At 54.0% G+C, this 20427-nt stretch carries 19 protein-coding genes; 14 read left to right on the forward strand and 5 right to left on the reverse strand.

Annotation, left to right across the window (positions count from 1 at the left end):
• Positions 1-5 precede the first annotated feature (5 nt).
• The 5 genes from ACHZB8_RS15480 to dprA all read left to right on the forward strand — a co-directional run bounded on the left by ACHZB8_RS15480 (position 6) and on the right by dprA (position 5370).
• A complete protein-coding gene (locus tag ACHZB8_RS15480) occupies positions 6-947 on the forward strand; it encodes an AEC family transporter (protein ID WP_316861643.1) in 942 nt (313 codons plus the stop codon).
• A 159-nt stretch (positions 948-1106) separates the two neighbouring features.
• The gene (locus ACHZB8_RS15485; RefSeq protein ID WP_316861873.1) at positions 1107-2057 is read left to right on the forward strand and encodes an aspartate carbamoyltransferase catalytic subunit; all 951 of its coding nucleotides are present in this window, start codon (positions 1107-1109) and stop codon (positions 2055-2057) included.
• 9 nt (positions 2058-2066) lie between these two features.
• Positions 2067-3380: a dihydroorotase gene (locus tag ACHZB8_RS15490; protein ID WP_316861645.1), complete on the forward strand. Its 1314-nt coding sequence runs from the start codon at positions 2067-2069 to the stop codon at positions 3378-3380.
• Positions 3381-3485: 105 nt separating this feature from the next.
• Positions 3486-4169, forward strand: a complete 684-nt coding sequence (gene plsY / locus ACHZB8_RS15495; RefSeq protein WP_316861647.1) for a glycerol-3-phosphate 1-O-acyltransferase PlsY — start codon at positions 3486-3488, stop codon at positions 4167-4169.
• 34 nt (positions 4170-4203) lie between these two features.
• The gene (gene dprA, locus ACHZB8_RS15500; protein ID WP_316861648.1) at positions 4204-5370 is read left to right on the forward strand and encodes a DNA-processing protein DprA; all 1167 of its coding nucleotides are present in this window, start codon (positions 4204-4206) and stop codon (positions 5368-5370) included.
• 169 nt (positions 5371-5539) lie between these two features.
• Here the strand turns inward: dprA and ACHZB8_RS15505 are convergent, their stop codons facing one another.
• Positions 5540-5731 carry a hypothetical protein gene (locus ACHZB8_RS15505; RefSeq protein ID WP_316861649.1) on the reverse strand — a complete coding sequence of 64 codons (192 nt, stop codon included), beginning with the start codon at positions 5729-5731 and terminating at the stop codon, positions 5540-5542.
• Between the two features lie 313 nt (positions 5732-6044).
• Here ACHZB8_RS15505 and topA point away from each other — a divergent pair, with 313 nt between their 5' ends.
• The 4 genes from topA to rpmG all read left to right on the forward strand — a co-directional run bounded on the left by topA (position 6045) and on the right by rpmG (position 12331).
• Positions 6045-8708, forward strand: a complete 2664-nt coding sequence (topA, locus tag ACHZB8_RS15510; RefSeq protein ID WP_316861650.1) for a type I DNA topoisomerase — start codon at positions 6045-6047, stop codon at positions 8706-8708.
• A 49-nt stretch (positions 8709-8757) separates the two neighbouring features.
• The gene (gene rnr / locus ACHZB8_RS15515; RefSeq protein WP_394706210.1) at positions 8758-11091 is read left to right on the forward strand and encodes a ribonuclease R; all 2334 of its coding nucleotides are present in this window, start codon (positions 8758-8760) and stop codon (positions 11089-11091) included.
• 36 nt (positions 11092-11127) lie between these two features.
• Positions 11128-11898 carry an NUDIX hydrolase gene (locus ACHZB8_RS15520; RefSeq protein ID WP_316861651.1) on the forward strand — a complete coding sequence of 257 codons (771 nt, stop codon included), beginning with the start codon at positions 11128-11130 and terminating at the stop codon, positions 11896-11898.
• Positions 11899-12163: 265 nt separating this feature from the next.
• Positions 12164-12331 (forward strand): 50S ribosomal protein L33, encoded by a 168-nt coding sequence (gene rpmG / locus ACHZB8_RS15525; protein WP_090071899.1) that lies wholly within the window; start codon positions 12164-12166, stop codon positions 12329-12331.
• A 792-nt stretch (positions 12332-13123) separates the two neighbouring features.
• On the opposite strand, the gene ACHZB8_RS15530 is transcribed toward rpmG, so the two are convergent.
• Together ACHZB8_RS15530 and ACHZB8_RS15535 are read right to left on the reverse strand one after the other, a co-directional pair.
• Entirely contained in the window at positions 13124-14506 is a 1383-nt protein-coding gene (locus ACHZB8_RS15530) for a PleD family two-component system response regulator (RefSeq protein WP_316861654.1), read from the reverse strand.
• 17 nt (positions 14507-14523) lie between these two features.
• The gene (locus ACHZB8_RS15535) at positions 14524-14895 is read right to left on the reverse strand and encodes a response regulator (protein WP_316861656.1); all 372 of its coding nucleotides are present in this window, start codon (positions 14893-14895) and stop codon (positions 14524-14526) included.
• 139 nt (positions 14896-15034) lie between these two features.
• Between ACHZB8_RS15535 and ACHZB8_RS15540 the strand changes: the two genes are divergently transcribed.
• The 5 genes from ACHZB8_RS15540 to ACHZB8_RS15560 all read left to right on the forward strand — a co-directional run bounded on the left by ACHZB8_RS15540 (position 15035) and on the right by ACHZB8_RS15560 (position 19240).
• Entirely contained in the window at positions 15035-15340 is a 306-nt protein-coding gene (locus ACHZB8_RS15540; protein ID WP_316861658.1) for a DUF3572 domain-containing protein, read from the forward strand.
• Between the two features lie 35 nt (positions 15341-15375).
• On the forward strand, positions 15376-16731 hold the full coding sequence (locus tag ACHZB8_RS15545; RefSeq protein WP_316861660.1) for a DNA polymerase IV: 1356 nt from the start codon (positions 15376-15378) through the stop codon (positions 16729-16731).
• Positions 16732-16882: 151 nt separating this feature from the next.
• Positions 16883-17353, forward strand: a complete 471-nt coding sequence (locus tag ACHZB8_RS15550) for a RidA family protein (RefSeq protein ID WP_316861661.1) — start codon at positions 16883-16885, stop codon at positions 17351-17353.
• A gap of 205 nt (positions 17354-17558) precedes the next feature.
• Positions 17559-18737, forward strand: a complete 1179-nt coding sequence (locus ACHZB8_RS15555; protein ID WP_316861662.1) for a GNAT family N-acetyltransferase — start codon at positions 17559-17561, stop codon at positions 18735-18737.
• Positions 18738-18805: 68 nt separating this feature from the next.
• On the forward strand, positions 18806-19240 hold the full coding sequence (locus tag ACHZB8_RS15560) for an HIT family protein (RefSeq protein ID WP_316861664.1): 435 nt from the start codon (positions 18806-18808) through the stop codon (positions 19238-19240).
• A 47-nt stretch (positions 19241-19287) separates the two neighbouring features.
• On the opposite strand, the gene ACHZB8_RS15565 is transcribed toward ACHZB8_RS15560, so the two are convergent.
• Both ACHZB8_RS15565 and ACHZB8_RS15570 read right to left on the reverse strand, forming a co-directional pair.
• A complete protein-coding gene (locus tag ACHZB8_RS15565) occupies positions 19288-19647 on the reverse strand; it encodes an AzlD domain-containing protein (protein ID WP_316861666.1) in 360 nt (119 codons plus the stop codon).
• Positions 19644-20396: an AzlC family ABC transporter permease gene (locus ACHZB8_RS15570; RefSeq protein ID WP_316861667.1), complete on the reverse strand. Its 753-nt coding sequence runs from the start codon at positions 20394-20396 to the stop codon at positions 19644-19646. Before ACHZB8_RS15570 ends, ACHZB8_RS15565 begins: the two co-directional genes overlap by 4 nt.
• Positions 20397-20427 lie beyond the last annotated feature (31 nt).

A 20427-nucleotide genomic window follows, 5' to 3' on the forward strand; every position in this document is an offset into this window, starting at 1 on the left:
TGCCAATGAACCCGATTATCGAAGCCATAATTCCAACCTTTTTCCTGGTCGGCCTGGGGCTTTATATCCGTAGAAGCAATCTTGTCCCTGAAGACCATTGGGCCGGTATGGAGACCATTTCCTACTGGTTGTTTTTCCCGGCGCTCATTTTCAATTCCCTCTACAAGGCCGATTTGAAAAATGTCCCCTTGGGTGACATGACATTTGCCCTGGTGGCTGCCATCATTCTGATGGCCATTCTCATGCTGGCGCTCTATCCGCTACTGCGCTCTGTCTTCTCGGTAGACAACCCCTCCTACACATCGATCTATCAAGGGGTGCTGCGATGGAATGGCTTCATGGCCCTGGCGATTGTCCAGAAGGCCTATGGCGACGATGCAATGGCGCTCGTTGCCGTGGCAATGGCTGCGATGATACCGCTCATCAACATCATTATTGTTGCCATCATGGCCATTTTTGCTGCCGAAACCCGTCCAAGTCTTTCCAATGTTTTGATCAATATCATCAAAAATCCTTTCATCATCGCTTCGGTCGTTGGCCTTTGCGTGAACCTGTTTGAAATTCCGGTCTGGGGACCTCTGGAAGCATCTGTCGACATTACCGGACGTGCAGGTCTCGCCTGCGCCTTGCTCATTGTCGGCTCTGGTCTGAGACTGAAAAACGCCATTCCACCGGCACGCGATGTCTGGTTCGCTTGCATATTGCGCCTCGTCGGTATGCCCGCAATGGCCTTAGGCTTCGGGCTGCTGTTTGGGCTGAGCGGTCATCCCCTTGACGTGGTCATAATCGCGACCGCAGTACCCACTGCGATGAACAGTTATGTACTGGCCAAGAAGATGGGAGGCAACGCACCTCTCATTGCGGCGATCGTCACCTGGCAGACCCCCCTGTCTGCGGTTGCGATCACCGCCTGGTTGAGCTTCATCCATGCCTTTCTCGCAGGCTAGAAGGATAAATGGCACATCCTCCCGGTGTCTGGCTGAACCGGGAGGGCAACCGGCTCCCGGCTTTAGGTGACTTGGTGAAGCTTGAGGGGGACTTGAAGCGAATCCGATTTCGACCTATAGCTATGAATCTAGCGAAACCTCTGAAACGCTAGGAATGAAATCGTGGCATTTGCGCATCGCCATCTGCTCGGAATAGCCGGGCTCACCCCACCCGAAATCACAGCTCTATTGGACTTGGCCGAAGAAGCCGTCGAGATCTCCCGACAGGTCGAGAAAAAAAAGGTCACGCTCAAGGGCCGGACCCAGATCAACCTGTTTTTTGAAGCCTCGACGCGAACCCAAAGCTCTTTCGAGCTTGCCGGAAAACGCCTTGGGGCCGACGTCATGAATATGGCGGTCAGAAACTCATCCGTCAGCAAGGGCGAAACCCTGCTTGATACGGCCATGACGCTCAGCGCCATGAACCCTGATATCCTTGTTGTCCGCCACGCCGCCGCGGGTGCACCCCAGCTTCTTGCCCGCAAGGTCGGCTGCTCGGTGATCAATGCCGGTGACGGGGCTCATGAGCACCCGACGCAAGCCCTGCTCGACGCCTTGACCATCCGTCGCCACAAGAAACGGCTCGACAATCTGGTTGTCGCCATTTGCGGTGACATTTTGCATTCGCGCGTCGCCCGCTCCAACATCCTGTTGCTGACGGCGATGGGCGCGGAAGTCCGCCTGATCGCGCCAACCACCCTGTTGCCAGCCAATGTCGAAGCGATGGGTGTCAAATGCTACAGGAACATGAAAGAGGGCCTTGCCGATGCAGATGTCGTAATGATGCTGCGCTTGCAACTGGAGCGCATGAGCGGTGCCTTTGTCCCTTCCAGCCGTGAATATTTCCACTTCTATGGCCTCGATGAGGAAAAGCTCAAACAGGCCAAAGATGACGCAATCGTGATGCATCCCGGACCGATGAACCGGGGCATCGAGATTGACAGCTCGGTCGCAGATTCAGGCCGATCGGTCATTCATGAGCAAGTAGAAATGGGCGTCGCTGTTCGCATGGCAGTGATCGAAACTCTGGCCAAGAACAGTTTCGAATTTGGCCCGGTGGAAACGGAATAAGAGGGAAAAATGATTATGCCAGAAAGACAGCAAGCAGCGTTTGCCCTCACCAATCTGCACTTGATCGACCCGTCAGCCGGGCTTGATGAAAAAGGCGCGATCCTGGTTGAAGACGGCAAGATCAAGGCTATTGGCGCCAATGTTGCCGGACAGTTGCCCGAAGACATTCTCCGCGTCGATGGCGGTGGCAAGATCGCAGCTCCCGGACTGGTCGATATGCATGTGACCACCGGCGAGCCGGGAGCAGAACACCGCGAGACCCTGCGCAGTGCCAGTCACGCCGCAGCCGCAGGCGGTGTGACCACAATGGCCTGCATGCCAGACACCGACCCCGTGATTGATGACATTGCCCTCGTCGACTTCATCAAACGCCGTGCCCGCGATACCGCCCGCGTTCATGTAAAACCCTATGCAGCCATGACACGGGGTCTTGAAGGCAAGGAAATGACCGAAATCGGCCTGATGCTGGAAGCTGGAGCCGTCGCCCTTTCCAACGGTCGCAAAGCCATTACCAACGCTCAGATCATGCGCCGCGTGATGACTTATGCCAATGATTTCGGCGCGCTCATTGTCCATCATCCCGAAGATCCGGATCTGGTAGGCAATGGGGTGATGAATCTGGGCGAAACCTCGACACGCCTCGGCCTGCCGGGCATTCCATCGGAAGCCGAAACCATCATGGTGGCGCGGGACACCCGCCTTGCCCAGCTCACGGGCTGCCGCTATCACGCCGGTCAGATCTCCTGCGCCGAAAGCCTCGACATCATCCGCAGGGCGAAAGACAAGGGCCTTGACGTGACGTGCGGCGTCTCGATCAACCATCTGACACTGAATGAGAATGACATCGGCCTTTATCGCACCTTCTACAAGATGTCGCCGCCGCTTCGCACGGAAGACGAGCGTCTTGCCATGATCGAAGGGGTCGCAGATGGCACGATCGATGTCATTGTTTCTGCCCATGACCCTCAGGACGTGGATACAAAGCGTCACCCATTCGCAGAATGCGCCGACGGGGCGGTTGGCCTTGAAACCATGCTGTCCGCATCCATGCGGCTGGTCCACGACAATCAGCTCTCCATGACGCAAGTCATCAAGGCGCTGTCGACCACACCTGCTTCCTTGTTGGGTCTTGACGCTGGCAGTCTCAAACCGGGGATGCCCGCAGATATCATCATCTTTGACCCAGATCTGCCTTGGGTCATGCGTCGCGACATGCTGAAATCACGGTCCAAGAACACAGCCTTCCACAAGTCAAAGCTGTCAGGAAAGGTTTTGCAGACCTACGTTGACGGTCAACAGGTTTATCACTACGATCCGAGCTGAAAAATCTGCTAAAATCGCCGGGATGGCGAGATCAATCGAGTCCCGCCATCCGAATGTAAGCGGATCACGCCCCGTGCGAGAAAAATTTCAGGCAGACAGGTGACCATGACGGACTTGATTAGCTGGAATCCCCCTCTGTCTTTTTTTGCCGCTGCTCTTCTTTTTGGCTACATTCTGGGTTCAATCCCCTTTGGCCTCATCCTCACACGCCTCGCAGGCAAGGGCGACATCCGCTTGATCGGATCAGGCAATATCGGCACCACGAATGTCCTGCGCACCGGAAGCAAGCACCTTGCCGCCCTGACGTTGCTGGGCGATCTGCTCAAAGGAGCCTTCGCCGTGGTCGTGGCAAAGGAACTGGGTGGGAACTGGGCGATTGAAACTGCCAATTTTGCAGGTCTTGGCGCCTTTCTTGGTCATCTTTTCCCCATTTGGCTGAAATTCAAAGGCGGCAAAGGAGTCGCAACCTATGTTGGTGTGTTGCTGGGCCTCTATTGGCCAGCCTTTGTTGTCTTTGCCCTCATGTGGCTCAGTTCTGCCTACCTGAGCCGCTATTCCTCGCTCTCTGCCCTGATTGCCAGTGCCCTGACACCCTTTGTCCTCATCGGCTTCGAACAGTGGCACCTGGCTCAGCTATTCGCCATTCTCAGCCTTATGCTCTGGATCAGACACAAGACGAACATCTTCCGTCTTTTGGCCGGAACGGAAGAAAAGATAGGAGCGGGAAAAGACGCACTCGCCACCGAGAAGCAGCAAGAAGACCGGATTGAGGACAAGCCCGAGCCATGAGTTTCAAAGAACCGGAAAATGCAAGGGGCTCTGAATGACGACCAATTCCTCTCATGATGATCCCCTGTTCCCTGAAAAATCGCTCAAGCTGACTGATGAGCAACGGTTTCATTGGCTAAGGCTGATCCGCTGCGAAAATGTCGGCCCGGCAACCTTTCGTGACCTGATCAACCATTTTGGCAGCGCAGAAAAATCCGTCGATGCCTTGCCGGATCTGTCTCGAAAAGGTGGAGCACGGAAGTCCTTTCACGTCCCCTCCATCGCAGAAACCGAGCGGGAGTGGAACGCGCTGCATCAGGCAGGAGCCTATCTGGTTGCGATGGGCGAACCCGATTATCCGAAATTTCTCAACCACATTCCCGGACGCCCTCCTCTGCTCACAATGGTCGGTGATGCATCTCTGGCCTCGAAGCCTTCTGTTGCCATTGTCGGATCACGCAATTGTTCTGCCAGTGGCGCCAAACTGACAGGCATGCTGGCCTCAGACCTTGGCGGACAGGGAATAGTCATCGTTTCAGGATTGGCACGCGGCATCGATACCTGGGCTCACAAGGCAGCGCTTGGGACGGGAACTGTTGCCGTTCTCGCAGGTGGGCTCAATCATCTTTATCCCAAAGAGAATATCGAGCTTGCGCATGCAATTGCCAAACAGGGTTTGCTCATCTCCGAAACGCCATGGGACGCACCGGCGCGCAGTCGGGATTTCCCGCGTCGCAACCGGATCATTTCGGGAGTTTCCAGCGGAACACTCGTCATCGAAGCAGCAAAGAAATCAGGATCTCTGATCACTGCCAATTATGCGCTGGAACAAGGCCGGGAAGTCTTTGCCGTTCCAGGCTCTCCTCTGGACCCACGAGCCAGCGGCACCAATCACCTCATCAAACAGGGTGCTCACCTTGTTTGTGAAGCCCGCGACATCCTCGATAATCTGAGCGAACAACCTCGAAGCGAACCGGTTCAGACCAGCTTGTTGTTTGAGAACACCGCGCCAGCAATCGATATGCAGCATTGGGATGAGGAAGCCGAAAACAGAGACAGAATCCGTTTCTCCCAGTGCCTTGGCATCACGCCCGTGAGCCTTGACGATCTGATCCGGCAGACAGGTCTTCCCACCGGTCAGATCCAGCTTATGCTTTTGGAATTGGATTTGGCAGGCCGTCTTGAACGCCATACCAACCAGTCAGTATCGCTAAAGGCGTGACCTGTTTGCCAAATGCATAACTGGTCAGAGGCGAGCACACCCAAGCGACCACGATACCTCGCGGTCACAACCAACCCGTTCAGACAACCAAGAACCTATTGATCTGCGCAACGAATATCACATTCGTGATCCCGTTGAGCAACTCTCGCAAAGACAACGGCCCGCACCCCTACCCTTTATGGATCGGTCGGATCTGACTCGCAATTTCCATGGCCTCAATTTGAGCCATCTCGAGAAGATAGACCAGCATGGCCATGTCATTCTGACGCGCCAGACGCGTCAAATCCTGCAAATGCGCATAAATATAGTCGGCCGTTTTGGTTGGCGAGGTGTCATCCAGCATATTCAACTCTTCTTTCACGCTGCACTCCCAACAGTGAGTTCTTTTGGAAAATCGGTAAATCTCATGTATCTTATAGTTTAGACCATACAGACATTAAAATAAATTGTATACAACCAACTTACATATTTAAAGTTGTATTTTCACAGTTTGATTGCATGTGTGAAAGAGAAGAATTATCCGCTTAAAAGTGCAGCTACCCTTGACCTGAGGGATGGAAGCAGTCATTTGACTAGCGTTGACACTATAAGAATCGGACCGCAGCGCGACCAACCGACCAGATTTTCTCATTGGCCGGAACGGCTCAGGCCCTAAGGGACAGTATGGATTTCACATGGACGTTGTAATTGTAGAATCGCCCGCAAAAGCCAAGACCATCAACAAGTATTTAGGCAAGAATTACAAAGTCTTGGCTTCATATGGACATGTTCGGGATTTGCCATCAAAAGACGGTTCTGTACTGCCAGACGATGATTTCTCGATGATCTGGGAAGCGGATGCAAAATCAAAAAAACGCCTGACCGAAATTGCCGAAGCTGTCAAGTCGTCCGACCGTCTCATTCTCGCAACTGACCCTGATAGAGAGGGTGAGGCCATCTCCTGGCATGTGCTTGAGGTGTTGAAAAAAAAGCGCGGTGTGTTGAAGGATCAACCGATCCAGAGGGTTGTGTTCAACGCAATTACCAAAGAATCCATTCTGGAGGCGATGAAACATCCGCGCGAGATAGATGCGCCGCTTGTCGATGCCTATCTGGCCCGCCGTGCGCTCGATTATCTCGTCGGCTTCACCCTGTCGCCGGTTCTGTGGCGCAAATTGCCCGGAGCCCGCTCGGCGGGCCGGGTGCAATCGGTTGCCCTGCGCCTTGTCTGTCAGCGCGAAGAAGAGATTGAGGCTTTTGTCCCGCAGGAATACTGGTCCATTCTGGCAGATCTCGAAACGGCTGCCGGGGATGATTTCCAGGCTCGGATCACAGCGGTTGATGGCGACAAGAAAGGGCGTCACGACATCAGGACCGAAGCCGAGGCAAGTGATATCAAGCAATTGATTGAAGGAGCGAAGCTCTCCGTTCAATCCATTGAAGCCAAACCGGTCAAACGCAACCCCTTTGCGCCATTCACCACCTCGACCCTTCAGCAGGAAGCCTCTCGAAAGCTTGGTTTTGCCGCCGCCCGCACCATGCAGATCGCTCAGAAACTCTATGAAGGGGTCTCTTTGGGTGGCGAGACCACGGGTCTCATCACCTATATGCGTACTGATGGTGTCCAGATCGCGCCCGAAGCCATCGGCCCGATCCGCTCGGCCATCGAGAATGAATTTGGCAAAAACTACCTGCCGGAAAAACCGCGGGTCTATTCCACAAAGGCCAAGAACGCACAGGAAGCGCACGAAGCTATTCGCCCCACCGATATCACCCGCCATCCCAACAAGATGGCCCAATATCTCGATGACGAACAGCTCAAGCTCTATACCCTCATTTGGCGCCGCACCATGGCCAGCCAGATGGCGTCTGCCCAGATGGAGCGCACGACCGTCGATATTCTGGCAACGAATGGATCGCGCCATGCCGATTTGCGGGCAACCGGTCAGGTGGTCCGCTTTGACGGTTTTCTGACCCTTTATACCGAAACAAAAGACGATTCCGATGATGAGGACAGCAACCGCCTGCCGCCGATGAGCGATGGCGAAGTGGCAAAGCAGAAAGCCATCACCGCGAACCAGCATCATACCGAGCCGCCGCCACGCTTTACAGAGGCAACACTCATCAAGCGCATGGAAGAATTGGGCATCGGACGTCCATCAACCTATACAGCGACACTCTCGGTCCTGCGTGACAGGGGCTATGTGATACTCGACAAGAAACGCCTGATCCCGGAATCCAAGGGACGTCTGGTGACCGGGTTCCTGTCCAATTTCTTCGAACGCTATGTGCAATATGACTTCACGGCGGATCTTGAGGAAAAGCTTGACCGCATCTCGGCCGGCGAATTGGACTGGAAAGACGTTTTGCGCGACTTCTGGAAAGAGTTCTCCAACCATGTCGATGGCACAAAGGAACTGCGCGTCTCTCAGGTGCTGGACACACTCAATGAAGTGCTCGCGTCCTACGCCTTCCCACCGCGTGAAGACGGCAAGGACCCAAGAGCCTGCCCGTCTTGCGATGATGGCCGCCTGAGCCTCAAGACAAGCCGCTATGGCGCATTTGTCGGCTGCTCGAACTATCCGGACTGTGGCTACACGCGCCAGTTGACCGCCGATGGCAACGGTGAAGAGCAGGCAACCGCAGATACCGGCCCCAAGGTTCTGGGCATTGATCCGGAAAGCGGTCTGGAGGTTTCCCTTCGCACAGGTCGTTTTGGCCCCTATGTGCAGCTGGGCGATGAGAAAAAGCCTCCTCGTTCCTCCATTCCAAAGGGTTGGGACATCGAAACCATTGACCTTGAAAAGGCCCTCAAGCTGCTCTCCTTGCCGCGAGAAGTCGGCGAGCATCCCGAAGATGGCAAGATGATCAGCGCAGGCCTTGGCCGCTATGGCCCCTTTGTGCTGCATGACGGGACATATGCCAATCTGCCAGGTATCGACGATGTCTTCACGGTTGGCCTCAACCATGCGGTAAGCCTGCTTGCAGAAAAGCGGGCCAACGGCGGTGGACGCCGCACGGCGCAGGCCCTCAAGGAATTGGGCGAGCATCCCGATGGCGGCGCCATCACCGTCAAGGCAGGCCGCTATGGCCCCTATGTCAATCACGGCAAGATCAACGCCACGTTGCCAAAGGATCTCAAGCCGGAAGATGTGACGATGGAAAAGGCGCTCGAGTTGATCGCGGCCAAGGCAGAGAAAAGCCCTGCCAAAAAGACCGCAGCCAAAAAGGCGACGACGAAAAAAACCACCACAAAAAAGACGACCGCCAAGAAATCGACAACAAAGAAGAGCACAGCGAAAAAGAAATCGGCATCCGCGACAGACGCTCAAGACAAAGAAGAAACCGGGGAAAGCTGATCGACAAGTCTGAAAGACACATTCCTCTTTGCATGAGAAGGACCGCACCGTGATACGCAAACGCAGACCCACAATGGAAGACGGCCTCCCCTCAAAAGAGGAAATCCTGGCCTTTATTGCCGAAAATCCCGGCAAGGCAGGCAAGCGTGAAATCGCGCGCGCCTTCAATATTTCAGGCGGGGCCCGCATCGGGCTCAAGCGTATTCTGAAAGAACTGACCGAAGACGGTCACATCGAGAAGAGCCGCAAACGCCTCGTCAAGGCTGGCGAGCTGCCTTCGGTCGGAATCTATCGCATCGTCGAGCGTGATCGCGATGGCGATCTTGTCGGCGTTCCCATAAAGTGGGAAAGCGATGAGAATGCCCCTCCTCCGCGGGTTCTGGTCGAGCCGGACAAGAAATCGAAAGCCGTGCCCGGCATCGGTGATCGTGTTCTGGCCAAGCTCCTTGAAAAGGATCTCGATCACTTCGAAATGGCAGGCATTCGCGAGGCTGTTCGTGTCATCAAGATTTTGCCCAAACGAGAGGATTCCATCCTCGGCATCTATCGTCGCGACCCTGTACATGGGGGCGGACGGCTTGTCCCGATCGACAAGAAAACCCAGGAAATGGCCATTGACGATGCGGCAAGGGGCGAGGCTGAGGAAGGCGACCTCGTTGCCGTTTCCATAACCCGTTCAGGTCGCTCCAAAACACCACGCGCCCATGTGCGCGAAATCATTGGTCCGATGGCCTCCGAACAGGCTGTCAGCATGATTTCGATCCATGCATTGGGTATTCCCCATGTCTTCCCCGATTCTGTCCTTATGGAAGCGGAGCGCGCCACGGAGCCGGGCATCATGGGCCGCGAAGACTGGCGCGACATCCCCCTGATCACCATTGACCCGGCAGATGCGAAAGATCACGATGACGCCATCTATGCCGAAATGGACAAGGATCCAGCCAATGAAGGCGGCGTCATAGCCTATGTCGCCATTGCCGATGTCGCCTATCATATCCGCATGGGAACCAGCCTTGATCAGGAAGCCTTCAACCGTGGTAACTCGGTCTATTTCCCGGACCGGGTGGTGCCTATGCTGCCAGAGCGCATTTCCAATGATCTATGCTCTCTGAAAGAAGGTCGGGATCGCCCCTCGATGGCCGTCCGCATGATCTTTGACAAGCACGGCAAGAAACTGCGCCACAGCTTTCACCGCGTCATGATCCGCGTTGCCGCAGGCATCTCCTACAATCAGGCACAGAACGCCATTGACGGCCAAACCGATGAACAGACTGGCCCGATCCTCGAACCGATCCTCAAACCCCTCTGGCAGGGCTATTCTGTGCTCAAGGAAGGCCGCGACAATCGTGAACCGTTGGAACTCGATATCCCGGAACGGAAACTTCTGCTGAAGCCGGATGGCACGATTGACCGGGTTTTTATCCCCCCTCGCCTTGACGCACACAAGCTGGTCGAAGAATTCATGATCCAGGCCAACGTGGCTGCCGCTGAAACTCTTGAAAAGCACAAGCAGGGGCTGATCTATCGCATCCACGACAATCCCTCCCCGGAAAAGCTGGAGGGTTTACGCGAATTCCTCGCCTCAATGGATTTGAGCTTTCCCAAGGGAGGCAATCTGCGCCCTTCGATGTTCAACTCGATCCTGCGCAAAACCGCAGAAACGGAACATGCACCGCTGGTCAGTCAGGTGATTTTGCGTTCACAGGCCCAGGCCGAATATCATCCAGACAATATCGGCCATTTCGGCCTTAACCTGCACAAATATGCGCATTTCACCTCGCCCATCCGCCGCTACGCCGACCTTGTGGTCCATAGAGCGCTGATCGCAGCACTCAAGCTTGGAAATGACGGCCTGCCCGGCGGGTTTGACAGCCGCCTTGGCGACATCGCATCCCACATCTCGACAACCGAGCGCAGGGCCATGACCGCCGAGCGTGATACAAAGGACCGCCTGATCGCGGCTTTTCTCTCTGAGCGGGTTGGAGCAACATTTCATGGCAAGATTTCAGGGGTCACCCGGGTCGGCCTGTTCGTGCAACTATCGGACACTGGCGCCGATGGCTTCATTCCAGCATCAACACTGGGATACGACTATTACAGTTTCGATGAAGCCAATCATCAACTGGTCGGTGAAGCATCAGGCGAAACCTTCCGTCTGGGAGACACGGTTGATGTGAAGCTGGTCGAGGCAGCCCCCATGGCCGGAGCCTTGCGCTTTGAAATGCTGTCTGAAGGTCGCAAACACCCCAAAGGCAAGGGCCCGCGAGCGGGTCTGCGCGAAGGCCGAACCAATGCCGGCTTCAAAGGCAGGGCACGCAAGAAACCGGGAACTGTCCGCCCAAGGGGCAACAAGGGCCGGGGCAAACCCGGAAAAGGTCGCTAAAACGCGGTTACACAACGTTGCAAGACGCGAAATGACATGATGACCAAGGCAAAGAATCCGACAGTGCATGCAGCCTTGTCTGCCAATGCCGCGAGGCTTTATGACAAGTCCCACGTGAATGTCAGGCCCAAAGATGCCGCAACGCTCATCATTCTCGACCGGGATCATGGTGAGACGAAAATCCTTATCGGACGCCGCCATATGCGCCACCGCTTCATGCCCGGAAAATTCGTATTTCCAGGTGGACGGCTGGACCTTGGCGATCGCTTAGTCCCCTTTGCCGGCGACTTGCACCCCGACATTTTGGAGAAGCTTCGTTTCGAAGCAAAGAATGGCAACAGCCTCGCCCGAATCCGTGGCATGGCCATATGTGCCATTCGCGAGACTTATGAGGAAGCCGGTCTTTTCATCGGAGCGAAGGAAGCAGACGCCGACCAACGCCTCAAGGGAGATGACTGGCAGGCTTTCGACGAACGTCAACTCTTGCCCAATCTAGACCCAATTCGATTCATCGGTCGCGCGATAACGCCTCCCGGACGAACCCGCCGCTTTGACACCCGCTTTTTTGCAGTCGACGCCAATCACATCTGCGATCGTCTGCCAGAAGGGACCGGCCCCTCGGGAGAGTTGGAAGATCTTGAATGGCATTCGATCACCCGTGCCCACGATCTTGACCTGCCACGCATAACAAAAGAAATTCTGCATGAGCTGGAAATCCGTCTTGCAAAGGATCCGGATCTCACCCCTCAGACCCCGACACCCTTTTTCTATATGTCCGGAAAATCGATGATGAGGGCTGAGATATAGCATCGCAATACACCACCACCCGCACCTTCCCGGTAGTTGGGTTGAAAATAACCGGCAAAAGAGAGCCGAGCAGCAAGAATGGCGTCAATAATTTGCAGCCTCCTCTTGACAATAAGCCAACTTTGCGTAGTTTGGCGCTTCGAAACAGTTTTTTGCTGAGCAGGTTGCTTTTCCGCTCAGCGCATCTTCGGCCCGCCAATCCAGACAGCAGTCAGCCCTTCGGCATAACTGGTCTTTTGCGGGTCCAAATGACGGAAAAGGCAATATGGCTAAGGCAACAACAATCAAAATCCGTCTGGTCAGCACCGCTGACACGGGTTACTTTTACGTCACCAAAAAGAATTCCCGCACCATGACCGAAAAAATGGTCAAGCGGAAATATGATCCGGTGGCAAAGAAGCACGTGGAATTCAAGGAAGCCAAAATCAAGTAAGGCTTTTCCTTATCCTACAAACGAAAAAACCCGCTTGCCTGGGCAAGTGGGTTTTTTTGACGTCTCTCCTTGGCAAGAAGACAACCAGCCTTCCACGCCCGGCATCCTGTAAATGCCCGAAATTCGGATAATTCCAGCCCGCTCCCGGACCAAACTGTCATGAAAATAAAGGATGGCCGGCCCAGTCGCAGACCACTTGAGGAGGCCACTCTTGCTGCTACTGAACCGACCAATGCCCTACGGTCTCAGGAGATGCGGCGGACCTGAGGTGGCCATAGGGAAGACTGGATTTCAGGGAACACGAAAAAAAGCATGCAGAAGTTCTGCATAACAATAGTGAAGTCCCCCAAACCCGTTCACTAGTAAACTAACAAAACAGGCGGTAATTTCAACGAATTGTTTACTTAATTCGACAAAATAAGATCTTTTGATGAAAATTTAAGGTAAATATGTGCCATTTTTAGACGATTACCCTGCCAGAGCTTATATTATGTCTCCGTTTTGCGATATTTTCCCCAATTTCAAATACTTCAAAAAGGACTCGACTGTTCTGAAAGAATCGGTTTCGTGGAAACAGGCATTCCCGGTTCGGCGAGCATAGATAAATAAAAGTCTACAAACAGCGCCATCTACAAGTATTTACCAAGTCCTGACACCAAAAAAAATCATAATTAAGGCTGAGACGACGGGAAGGCAAAGCATAAACAAAGACAATTGAATCGATCCAGCAATTTCCAAGCAATAAAACCGGAAACCAACGCCAGATCGAAAGAATAAAAAATCAGCTTTTATCTAGGCAGCAGCGATGTTGGCAACCACCACCCTGTTACGGCCATCCTGTTTGGCTTGATAAAGCGCTTCATCGGCCTTTTTCAGTAACTCATCCTGAGTTTCATTACCTTTAAAACTGGATGCAAGACCAATAGAAACCGTCACGTCAATCATCTGCCTGCCCTTGTGAATGATAAACGGCTTCTCTGAAACCTTCTTTCGAATGCGTTCTGCAACAACCATCGCCAGAGAATGGTCCGTATCCGGCATGATCACCACGAACTCCTCGCCCCCATAGCGGCAGACGAGATCTATACCACGTGTATTCTTGCGCATCCGCTGCGAAAACTCTTGCAAGACTTCATCGCCAGCATCATGGCCATGTGTATCATTGACGGACTTGAAGAAGTCAATATCCATCAGGAGAACGGAAAGCGGCTTTTCCTTCTCTCGCGCTGCCAACAGCAGGGAATTCAAGTGCGTTGTCATGTAGCGACGGTTATAAAGCTGTGTGAGCCCGTCCATGATTGCAAGTTCCATCGTGTGCTGAATGGACTCGCGCAGAGCATCTGTATAGCGCTTGCGCAACACCTGCGTCTTGATGCGCGCCACAAGCTCGTTTCGGTCAACAGGCTGGCAAATATAATCATTCACGCCCAAATCAAAGGCACGCATGATTCGCTTTTCATCACTTTCCTGCACCAGCACGAGAATTGGCACGATACGGGCCGATTCAACCGAACGGATTTGTGCACAGAGCCTTAGCGGATCAAACGTCCGCATGCTCATATTGATCAGAACACAATCGAATTCTTCCTCGTCGCAGCGCCGCAAGGCAGCTTGGGATTCATTCTCGAGATACAGATCGAACGTGCCGGAAACCTGCTTGGAAATGCGCTCCGCATTGGCTCGGGAGTCGTCAATCAGCAAGATCTTTCCGCCCTCATGATGCATCAGGCGCTGCACATAGATACTGCTGTCGAGCCCCATTTGTTCGGATGTGTTGGCACGCGAGCGAAGCTCGTCGGTCATCATCTTGACGCGAACCAGGCTTTTGACCCTTGAGATCAGCGCAAGGTCGTTGACCGGCTTGGTCAGAAAATCATCGGCACCGGCTTGCAAACCGGCAACCCGGTCGCTTACCTGATCAAGGGCGGTGACCATGACCACGGGAATATGCATGGTAAGTGGATTCTGCTTGATCCGACGACACACTTCGAATCCGTCCATTTCCGGCATCATGACATCCAGAAGCACGATATCGACCATCGCACTCGACAGGATTTCAAGCGCTTCTGCTCCGCTTTGTGCGCACAGAACATCAAAATACTCGGCCGAAAGACGAGCCTCGAGCAGTTTCACATTGGCGGGAATGTCATCAACGACAAGAACTCGCGCGAACATATTACTTAAACTCCACGCTAAGCGTCACCGGCATAGGTGCGCACGGTCTCGATGAATTTCGCCACAGAGATCGGCTTCGACAAATAGGCTTCACATCCGCCCTGCCGAATTCTCTCTTCGTCGCCCTTCATGGCAAATGCTGTTACGGCAACAACGGGGATGGCTCTCAGGTCGTCATCTTCCTTGAGCCATTTTGTCACCTCCAGCCCGGAAACCTCCGGCAACTGGATATCCATCAGAATAAGGTCCGGCAAATGCTCCCTGGCCAATTTGAGCGCTTCCAGACCATTGCGGGTTCCGACTGTTTCGTACCCGTAGGCTTCAAGCAAATCGAGGAACAGCTTCATGTTCAACTCGTTGTCTTCAACGATGAGAATCTTTTTGGCCATAGTCCCCCATCCACGGATCAGATATACTATCAAAAGCTGCGGGACCGCTCATGACGATCCGGATATGCCGCCTTCGATGCGCAGTCATCTCACATGCTATATACATCGCAAACCTTTCAAAAGGGCAAACAGCAGAAACATGCAAAAAAAACAAACAGGTTTGAACATTGAAGCAGCAGAAGACGTTGCCATCAAGGCTTTGGGCTTTTTATCGCAGGATGGTGAGTTGCTGGAGCGTTTTTTCGCGCTTACCGGCCTTGATCCAAGCGAGATAAGAACCATCGCCACAGAGCCGTCCTTCCTCGCGGCGGTGCTTGATTTCATGCTCAGTGATGATTCGATCATTCTCACCTTTGCCGCCAACAACGCAATGGCCCCTGAAGATGTCATGGCTGCCAAAGTGAAACTTGATCCGATGAGCATGGCGAGCACGGGAACCCTGTAGCCCGGCAACCAGCAGCAAGCGTTGGATAGTCTTTCATGACAAACGGAACCTTTTTTCTCTGCCGAGACTGTCTTTCAGACGGAGATGGTGCACCCAGCCGCTGCCCCAACTGTGGCTCGCCTCGTCTTGTCCAACACACCGAACTGACAAGCCTTCATATCGCTCACATCGATTGCGACTCCTTTTATGCGTCGGTGGAAAAGCGTGACAACCCCGACATCCGCGACAAGCCCGTCATTATCGGCGGCGCACAGCGCGGTGTCGTGGCGACCGCTTGCTATATTGCCCGCATTAGAGGTGTCAAATCCGCCATGCCGATGTTTCAGGCCAAAAAGCTCTGTCCCGATGCGATCATCATTCGGCCAAACATGAAGAAATACAGCGCCGTAGGAAAAGAAATTCGAGCGGCAATGCAGGCCCTGACACCCCTTGTGGAGCCCCTTTCCATAGACGAAGCCTTCCTAGACTTGTCCGGAACCGAGAAGCTTCACCATGCCTACCCCGCCCTCACTCTGGCTCGCTTCGCGCAACATATAGAGCAGGAAATCGGCATCACCGTATCAGTCGGTCTCAGCCATAACAAGTTTTTGGCCAAGATCGCCTCGGACTTCGAAAAGCCCAGAGGCTTTTCCATCATCGGAAAAGAGGAAACAATCCGTTTTCTCAAAGACAAACCGGTCTCGATGATCTGGGGTGTTGGCAAGGTGTCGCAGAAAAAACTGGCACAGGATGGCTACCACACCATCGGGCAATTGCAAACCGCAGATGCTGCCGAGCTTGCAAGCCATTACGGAAGTCTTGGCCTTCGCCTCGCAAAGCTGGCCCATGGCAAAGACGACCGATCTGTATCACCGGATGAAGAGACCAAAAGCATCAGCGCAGAGACGACCTTTAGCCGCGATCTTTCGGAGGCCGACGAGATTCTTCCAATTCTGCGGCGCATGTCCGAAGAAACATCAAGACGCGCCAAGAAGGCAAAGTTGGCAGGCCGCACGATCACGCTCAAACTCAAGGACAACCAGTTCAAATCCATAACGCGGAGCCGCTCGCTTTCCGATCCGACTCAACTGGCCGACAGGCTTTATTCGGTCGGCAAGGACCTGCTTCTGAAGGAATTGCCAAAAGGCAAACACTATCGCCTGATCGGTATCGGCATCAGCGAGCTTCACTCCGACGATTTTGCGGACCCGCCTGACCTCGTCGATCTCGATGCGAGCAAGCGCGCCAGCGCCGAAAAGGCCATTGACCGTCTGAGTGAGAAATTCGGCAGCAAGATTGTTGAACTGGGTCTCACCCTCAAAGGAAAGCTTTCCCATAGAGATGGAGAGCCACCTTCAGGCAAAGAGATCCACTCGGCGCAAAAGCCGGACAAGGATAGCGGCCTCGAGTAGAGGCCATTCGAATCCCCCAAAATGCGTGTGCCAGACAAGCTTTTTCTGGCATTGCCTGCCCGGCTCACTTAAATGTGGTCACATGCTCCGCAAAAGGCAAAAGCCACTCGCCGGAGAAATGAGATAACCAGACCTTTCAATGGAGTTGTATATGTCAGGCGCAATTGAAGCGAAACTTGCCGAACTCGGCATCACCCTCCCCGAAGCCGCTGCCCCGGCCGCCAATTATGTCCCCTTTGTAAAAAGTGGCAATCAGCTTTTTATTTCCGGCCAGGTTCCGATGTCCCCCGAGGGACTTAAATTTCAGGGCAAATTGGGCGATAGCATGCAGACCGAAGAAGGCGCCGAAGCGGCCAAGCTCTGTGCCATCAACCTGATCGCCCAGATGAAAGCGGCAACCGGTGATCTCGACAAGGTGGTCCGCATCGTCAAACTGGTTGGCTTTGTCAATTCGACTCTTGAATTTGGCGAACAGCCTGCCGTTGTCAATGGTGCGTCGAACTTCATGGTCGAAGTCTTTGGCGATAAAGGTCGCCACGCCCGTTCTGCCGTCTCTGCTGCCTCACTGCCCTTCGGTGTTGCCGTTGAGGTCGAAGCGATCGTTGAAGTGGCAGACGACTGAGTACAGTCAAGAGATCTTTATAAAAACAGCCAATGGCGGCCAGTTCCGCCACTGGCCTCCAGCTTGACGATATCGTGATCAATCCGGATTTGCCTCTCGCAAGCCTTTGCGACTAGACTGGACAAATGATCTGGCCGGGTCCGGCCTCCCCTGCCCTATTCCAGACCCCAATCAACGGTATCATTTGCTTTTTTGCGAGTCATTCATGCCTGAACAAGAAGACTATCAGTTGCATGTTGTCCATTCCATGCGTGAGATCGAAAGACAGGATTGGGACGCTTGCCTTGGCGGTACATTGAGTCCTTTGAAAGCCAATCCGTTTTTGGAATATGACTTTCTTGACGCTTTGGAACTGTCGGGATGCGCAAGTGAGGAAACCGGCTGGCTGCCACATCATCTTGTTCTCAAAGATGGCAACGGAGTGGCCCTTGCCACCCAACCGCTCTATCTCAAATCTCACAGTCAGGGCGAATATGTCTTCGACCATGGCTGGGCTGACGCGCTGGACCGTGCGGGCGGGCAATATTATCCTAAGCTGCAAAGCGCCATTCCCTTTACGCCGGTCAATGCCCCCAAGGTCCTTGCGCGAAAGGGCATCAATCAACAGCTAGCCATCGTGGCGATGGCAAATGGTATCCAGCAGATTTGTGATCGCTACCAGATATCCTCCGCACACATAACATTCTTGCCTGAAGGCCAGAAAGACGCGTTCGAAGAACAGGGATTCCTTGTCAGGCGCGACCAGCAATTCCACTGGGTCAATGAAGACTATGAGAGCTTTGACGACTTTCTCGCTCAGCTCTCCTCGCGCAAGCGCAAGAATATCCGCAAAGAGCGAAAAACGGCCCATGGGCTCGGACTGACCATTCGCCAGAAAACCGGCAGCGACATCACGGAAGCCGACTGGGACGCCTTCTTCGACTTCTATATGGACACTGGCGCGCGCAAATGGGGGCGGCCTTATCTCAATCGCGATTTCTATTCGATCATCGGCGAACGCATGGCCGACAGGATCCTTCTGGTCTTTGCCTGTGAAGGTGACAAACCGGTGGCCGGTGCTCTCAACTTCATTGGCGGAGACACGCTCTATGGCCGCTATTGGGGCACAATAAGCGACTATCCATGCCTGCATTTCGAACTCTGCTATCATCAGGCCATTGAATGGGCCATCGAGAATCACCTGATGTGTGTGGAGGCTGGCGCACAGGGGGAACACAAGATCGCGCGGGGTTATGTACCGAAAACCACATGGTCCGCACACTATATCACCCATCCGGGTTTTCGCGAGGCAATTGAAGATTATCTCAAGCGGGAACGTCAGGCTGCCGAAGCCGATCAGGAGTTTCTCGCCGCCCTTTCCCCATTCAAAAAAGGCGATGGATAGATTTCGGTGCCCGGCACTGATAGGCTCGCCTCAACCGTCCAATATTCGCAGGAAATGGAACACGAAGCATGACAACGCCCCAATATGATGACCAAAATATCTTTGCAAAAATTCTGCGCGGCGAAATCCCTTGCCACAAGATCTATGAAGACGACAAGACATTCGCCTTTCTGGATGTAATGCCGAAGGCAGACGGACACAGCCTTGTGCTACCGAAAAACCCCTCCCGCAATATCCTTGATGTGGCAGAGGACGATCTCAACGCGGTCACCGCAACCACTCAGAAAATTGCCAAGGCGATCATGATAGCCTTCGAGGCAGACGGTGTGACGGTTCAGCAGAATAATGAACCGGCCGGTGGTCAGGAAGTCTACCACTTGCATTTCCATGTGCTGCCACGCCATGAGGGCCTTCCTCTTCGCCCGCAAACCGGCAAGATGGCAGACAATGACTTGCTGGCAGGTCATGCGGAAAAGCTGCGCGAAGCGCTGAAATCCATCTGACCCGATATCGCACGGCAATAAAGCAAAGGCCCCAACCGGGGCCTTTTTCATATGCCGAAACCAACAGCAAGCCCCACGAGACACGCCGCCCCCAAAAAGACCGCCAGTAATAGATTGCGCCAGAGGCCGAAGAAGAACGTGACAGAAAGGGCAACCGACACAAGACGCATCCAGACTGGAACGTCCAACAGGGCCCCAGTCGGGAACAGAATGAGACGTGTGATCACCCCGGCCACCAGTGCATTGGCAATCGCCCGGGCCAAAAGAATCCATTCGCTGTCATCACTGAGATGCCCGGCAAAGGCAACGCCCAGCCAACGCCACATGTCGGTGGGCAAGGATGCACCGACCAGAATAAAGACATAGGGCCACAGGGAAGCATCAAAGCTGTCGAACAGAACCGTCATGCCCGCCTCCTTGCATAGCCAATGGCATAGGCTGCCAAGCCGCCGACAACCCCCGTCAGAACCAGCCCCATTTCAGGAACGTAAACAGCAAATATCGGCCCCAGAATGAAGCCGAAAACCAATGCCAGCTTGTCAGATAGCAGCCGGGCGGCACTCGGCAACGTCAGAATGAAATAGAGCGGCGTCATAAGAAACAGGGCGGCAGCAACAACCGGAGGCACAACCCCGGCGATCCCGAAGCCGACCCCTGTAATGGCGGTATTGACGATGGCCAGAGTAACCGCAAAACCGGCAAAGAAGGGCACCCGGCCATAACGCGGCAACTTTGGCAGATGGTGCATGCCGAACACCCAGGAGGTGATTGCGGTGAAATGGCTCAACACGAGCAATTGCCAGGCGGGCGTATCATCGTCTCTCACTTCCGGCACGAAGGACACCACCATCGGCATCATGCGTACGGAAGCCAAAGCGACAGCAACAAAAATCGCCAGAAGGCCCGAGCCTGACAGGATACCGCCGATCAGAATGACATTGCTTGGAATGGCCCAGGTCGACAGCGTCATGAAAAGGGTTTGGTAGAAATCCATACCGCTTTCCCGCGCAAAGCCACCAAAGCCCATATAGGAGAAATAGAGAACAATGGCGGGCGTTGAAAAAAGATAACGCATGCCGCGGCGATACCAGACAAACCAGGAAAGGCAGGGCTCTGGCTCTGAAGCCGGAGCAGCATTGGAAGAAGACTTTGACATGAGAAGGTTACACTTGTGAGGACCGCGATAA

This window comes from uncultured Cohaesibacter sp. (assembly GCF_963556055.3).
Lineage (GTDB): Bacteria > Pseudomonadota > Alphaproteobacteria > Rhizobiales > Cohaesibacteraceae > Cohaesibacter.

What these genes read in the sequence shown, in the direction of transcription:
- ACHZB8_RS15480 (WP_316861643.1), top strand. Translation starts at nt 6, where the DNA reads ATGAACCCGATTATCGAAGCCATAATTCCAACCTTTTTCCTGGTCGGC.
- ACHZB8_RS15490 (WP_316861645.1), top strand. Translation starts at nt 2,067, where the DNA reads ATGATTATGCCAGAAAGACAGCAAGCAGCGTTTGCCCTCACCAATCTG.
- plsY (WP_316861647.1), top strand. Translation starts at nt 3,486, where the DNA reads ATGACGGACTTGATTAGCTGGAATCCCCCTCTGTCTTTTTTTGCCGCT.
- dprA (WP_316861648.1), top strand. Translation starts at nt 4,204, where the DNA reads ATGACGACCAATTCCTCTCATGATGATCCCCTGTTCCCTGAAAAATCG.
- topA (WP_316861650.1), top strand. Translation starts at nt 6,045, where the DNA reads ATGGACGTTGTAATTGTAGAATCGCCCGCAAAAGCCAAGACCATCAAC.
- ACHZB8_RS15520 (WP_316861651.1), top strand. Translation starts at nt 11,128, where the DNA reads ATGATGACCAAGGCAAAGAATCCGACAGTGCATGCAGCCTTGTCTGCC.
- rpmG (WP_090071899.1), top strand. Translation starts at nt 12,164, where the DNA reads ATGGCTAAGGCAACAACAATCAAAATCCGTCTGGTCAGCACCGCTGAC.
- ACHZB8_RS15530 (WP_316861654.1), bottom strand. Translation starts at nt 14,506, where the DNA reads ATGTTCGCGCGAGTTCTTGTCGTTGATGACATTCCCGCCAATGTGAAA.
- ACHZB8_RS15535 (WP_316861656.1), bottom strand. Translation starts at nt 14,895, where the DNA reads ATGGCCAAAAAGATTCTCATCGTTGAAGACAACGAGTTGAACATGAAG.
- ACHZB8_RS15540 (WP_316861658.1), top strand. Translation starts at nt 15,035, where the DNA reads ATGCAAAAAAAACAAACAGGTTTGAACATTGAAGCAGCAGAAGACGTT.
- ACHZB8_RS15545 (WP_316861660.1), top strand. Translation starts at nt 15,376, where the DNA reads ATGACAAACGGAACCTTTTTTCTCTGCCGAGACTGTCTTTCAGACGGA.
- ACHZB8_RS15550 (WP_316861661.1), top strand. Translation starts at nt 16,883, where the DNA reads ATGTCAGGCGCAATTGAAGCGAAACTTGCCGAACTCGGCATCACCCTC.
- ACHZB8_RS15555 (WP_316861662.1), top strand. Translation starts at nt 17,559, where the DNA reads ATGCCTGAACAAGAAGACTATCAGTTGCATGTTGTCCATTCCATGCGT.
- ACHZB8_RS15560 (WP_316861664.1), top strand. Translation starts at nt 18,806, where the DNA reads ATGACAACGCCCCAATATGATGACCAAAATATCTTTGCAAAAATTCTG.
- ACHZB8_RS15565 (WP_316861666.1), bottom strand. Translation starts at nt 19,647, where the DNA reads ATGACGGTTCTGTTCGACAGCTTTGATGCTTCCCTGTGGCCCTATGTC.
- ACHZB8_RS15570 (WP_316861667.1), bottom strand. Translation starts at nt 20,396, where the DNA reads ATGTCAAAGTCTTCTTCCAATGCTGCTCCGGCTTCAGAGCCAGAGCCC.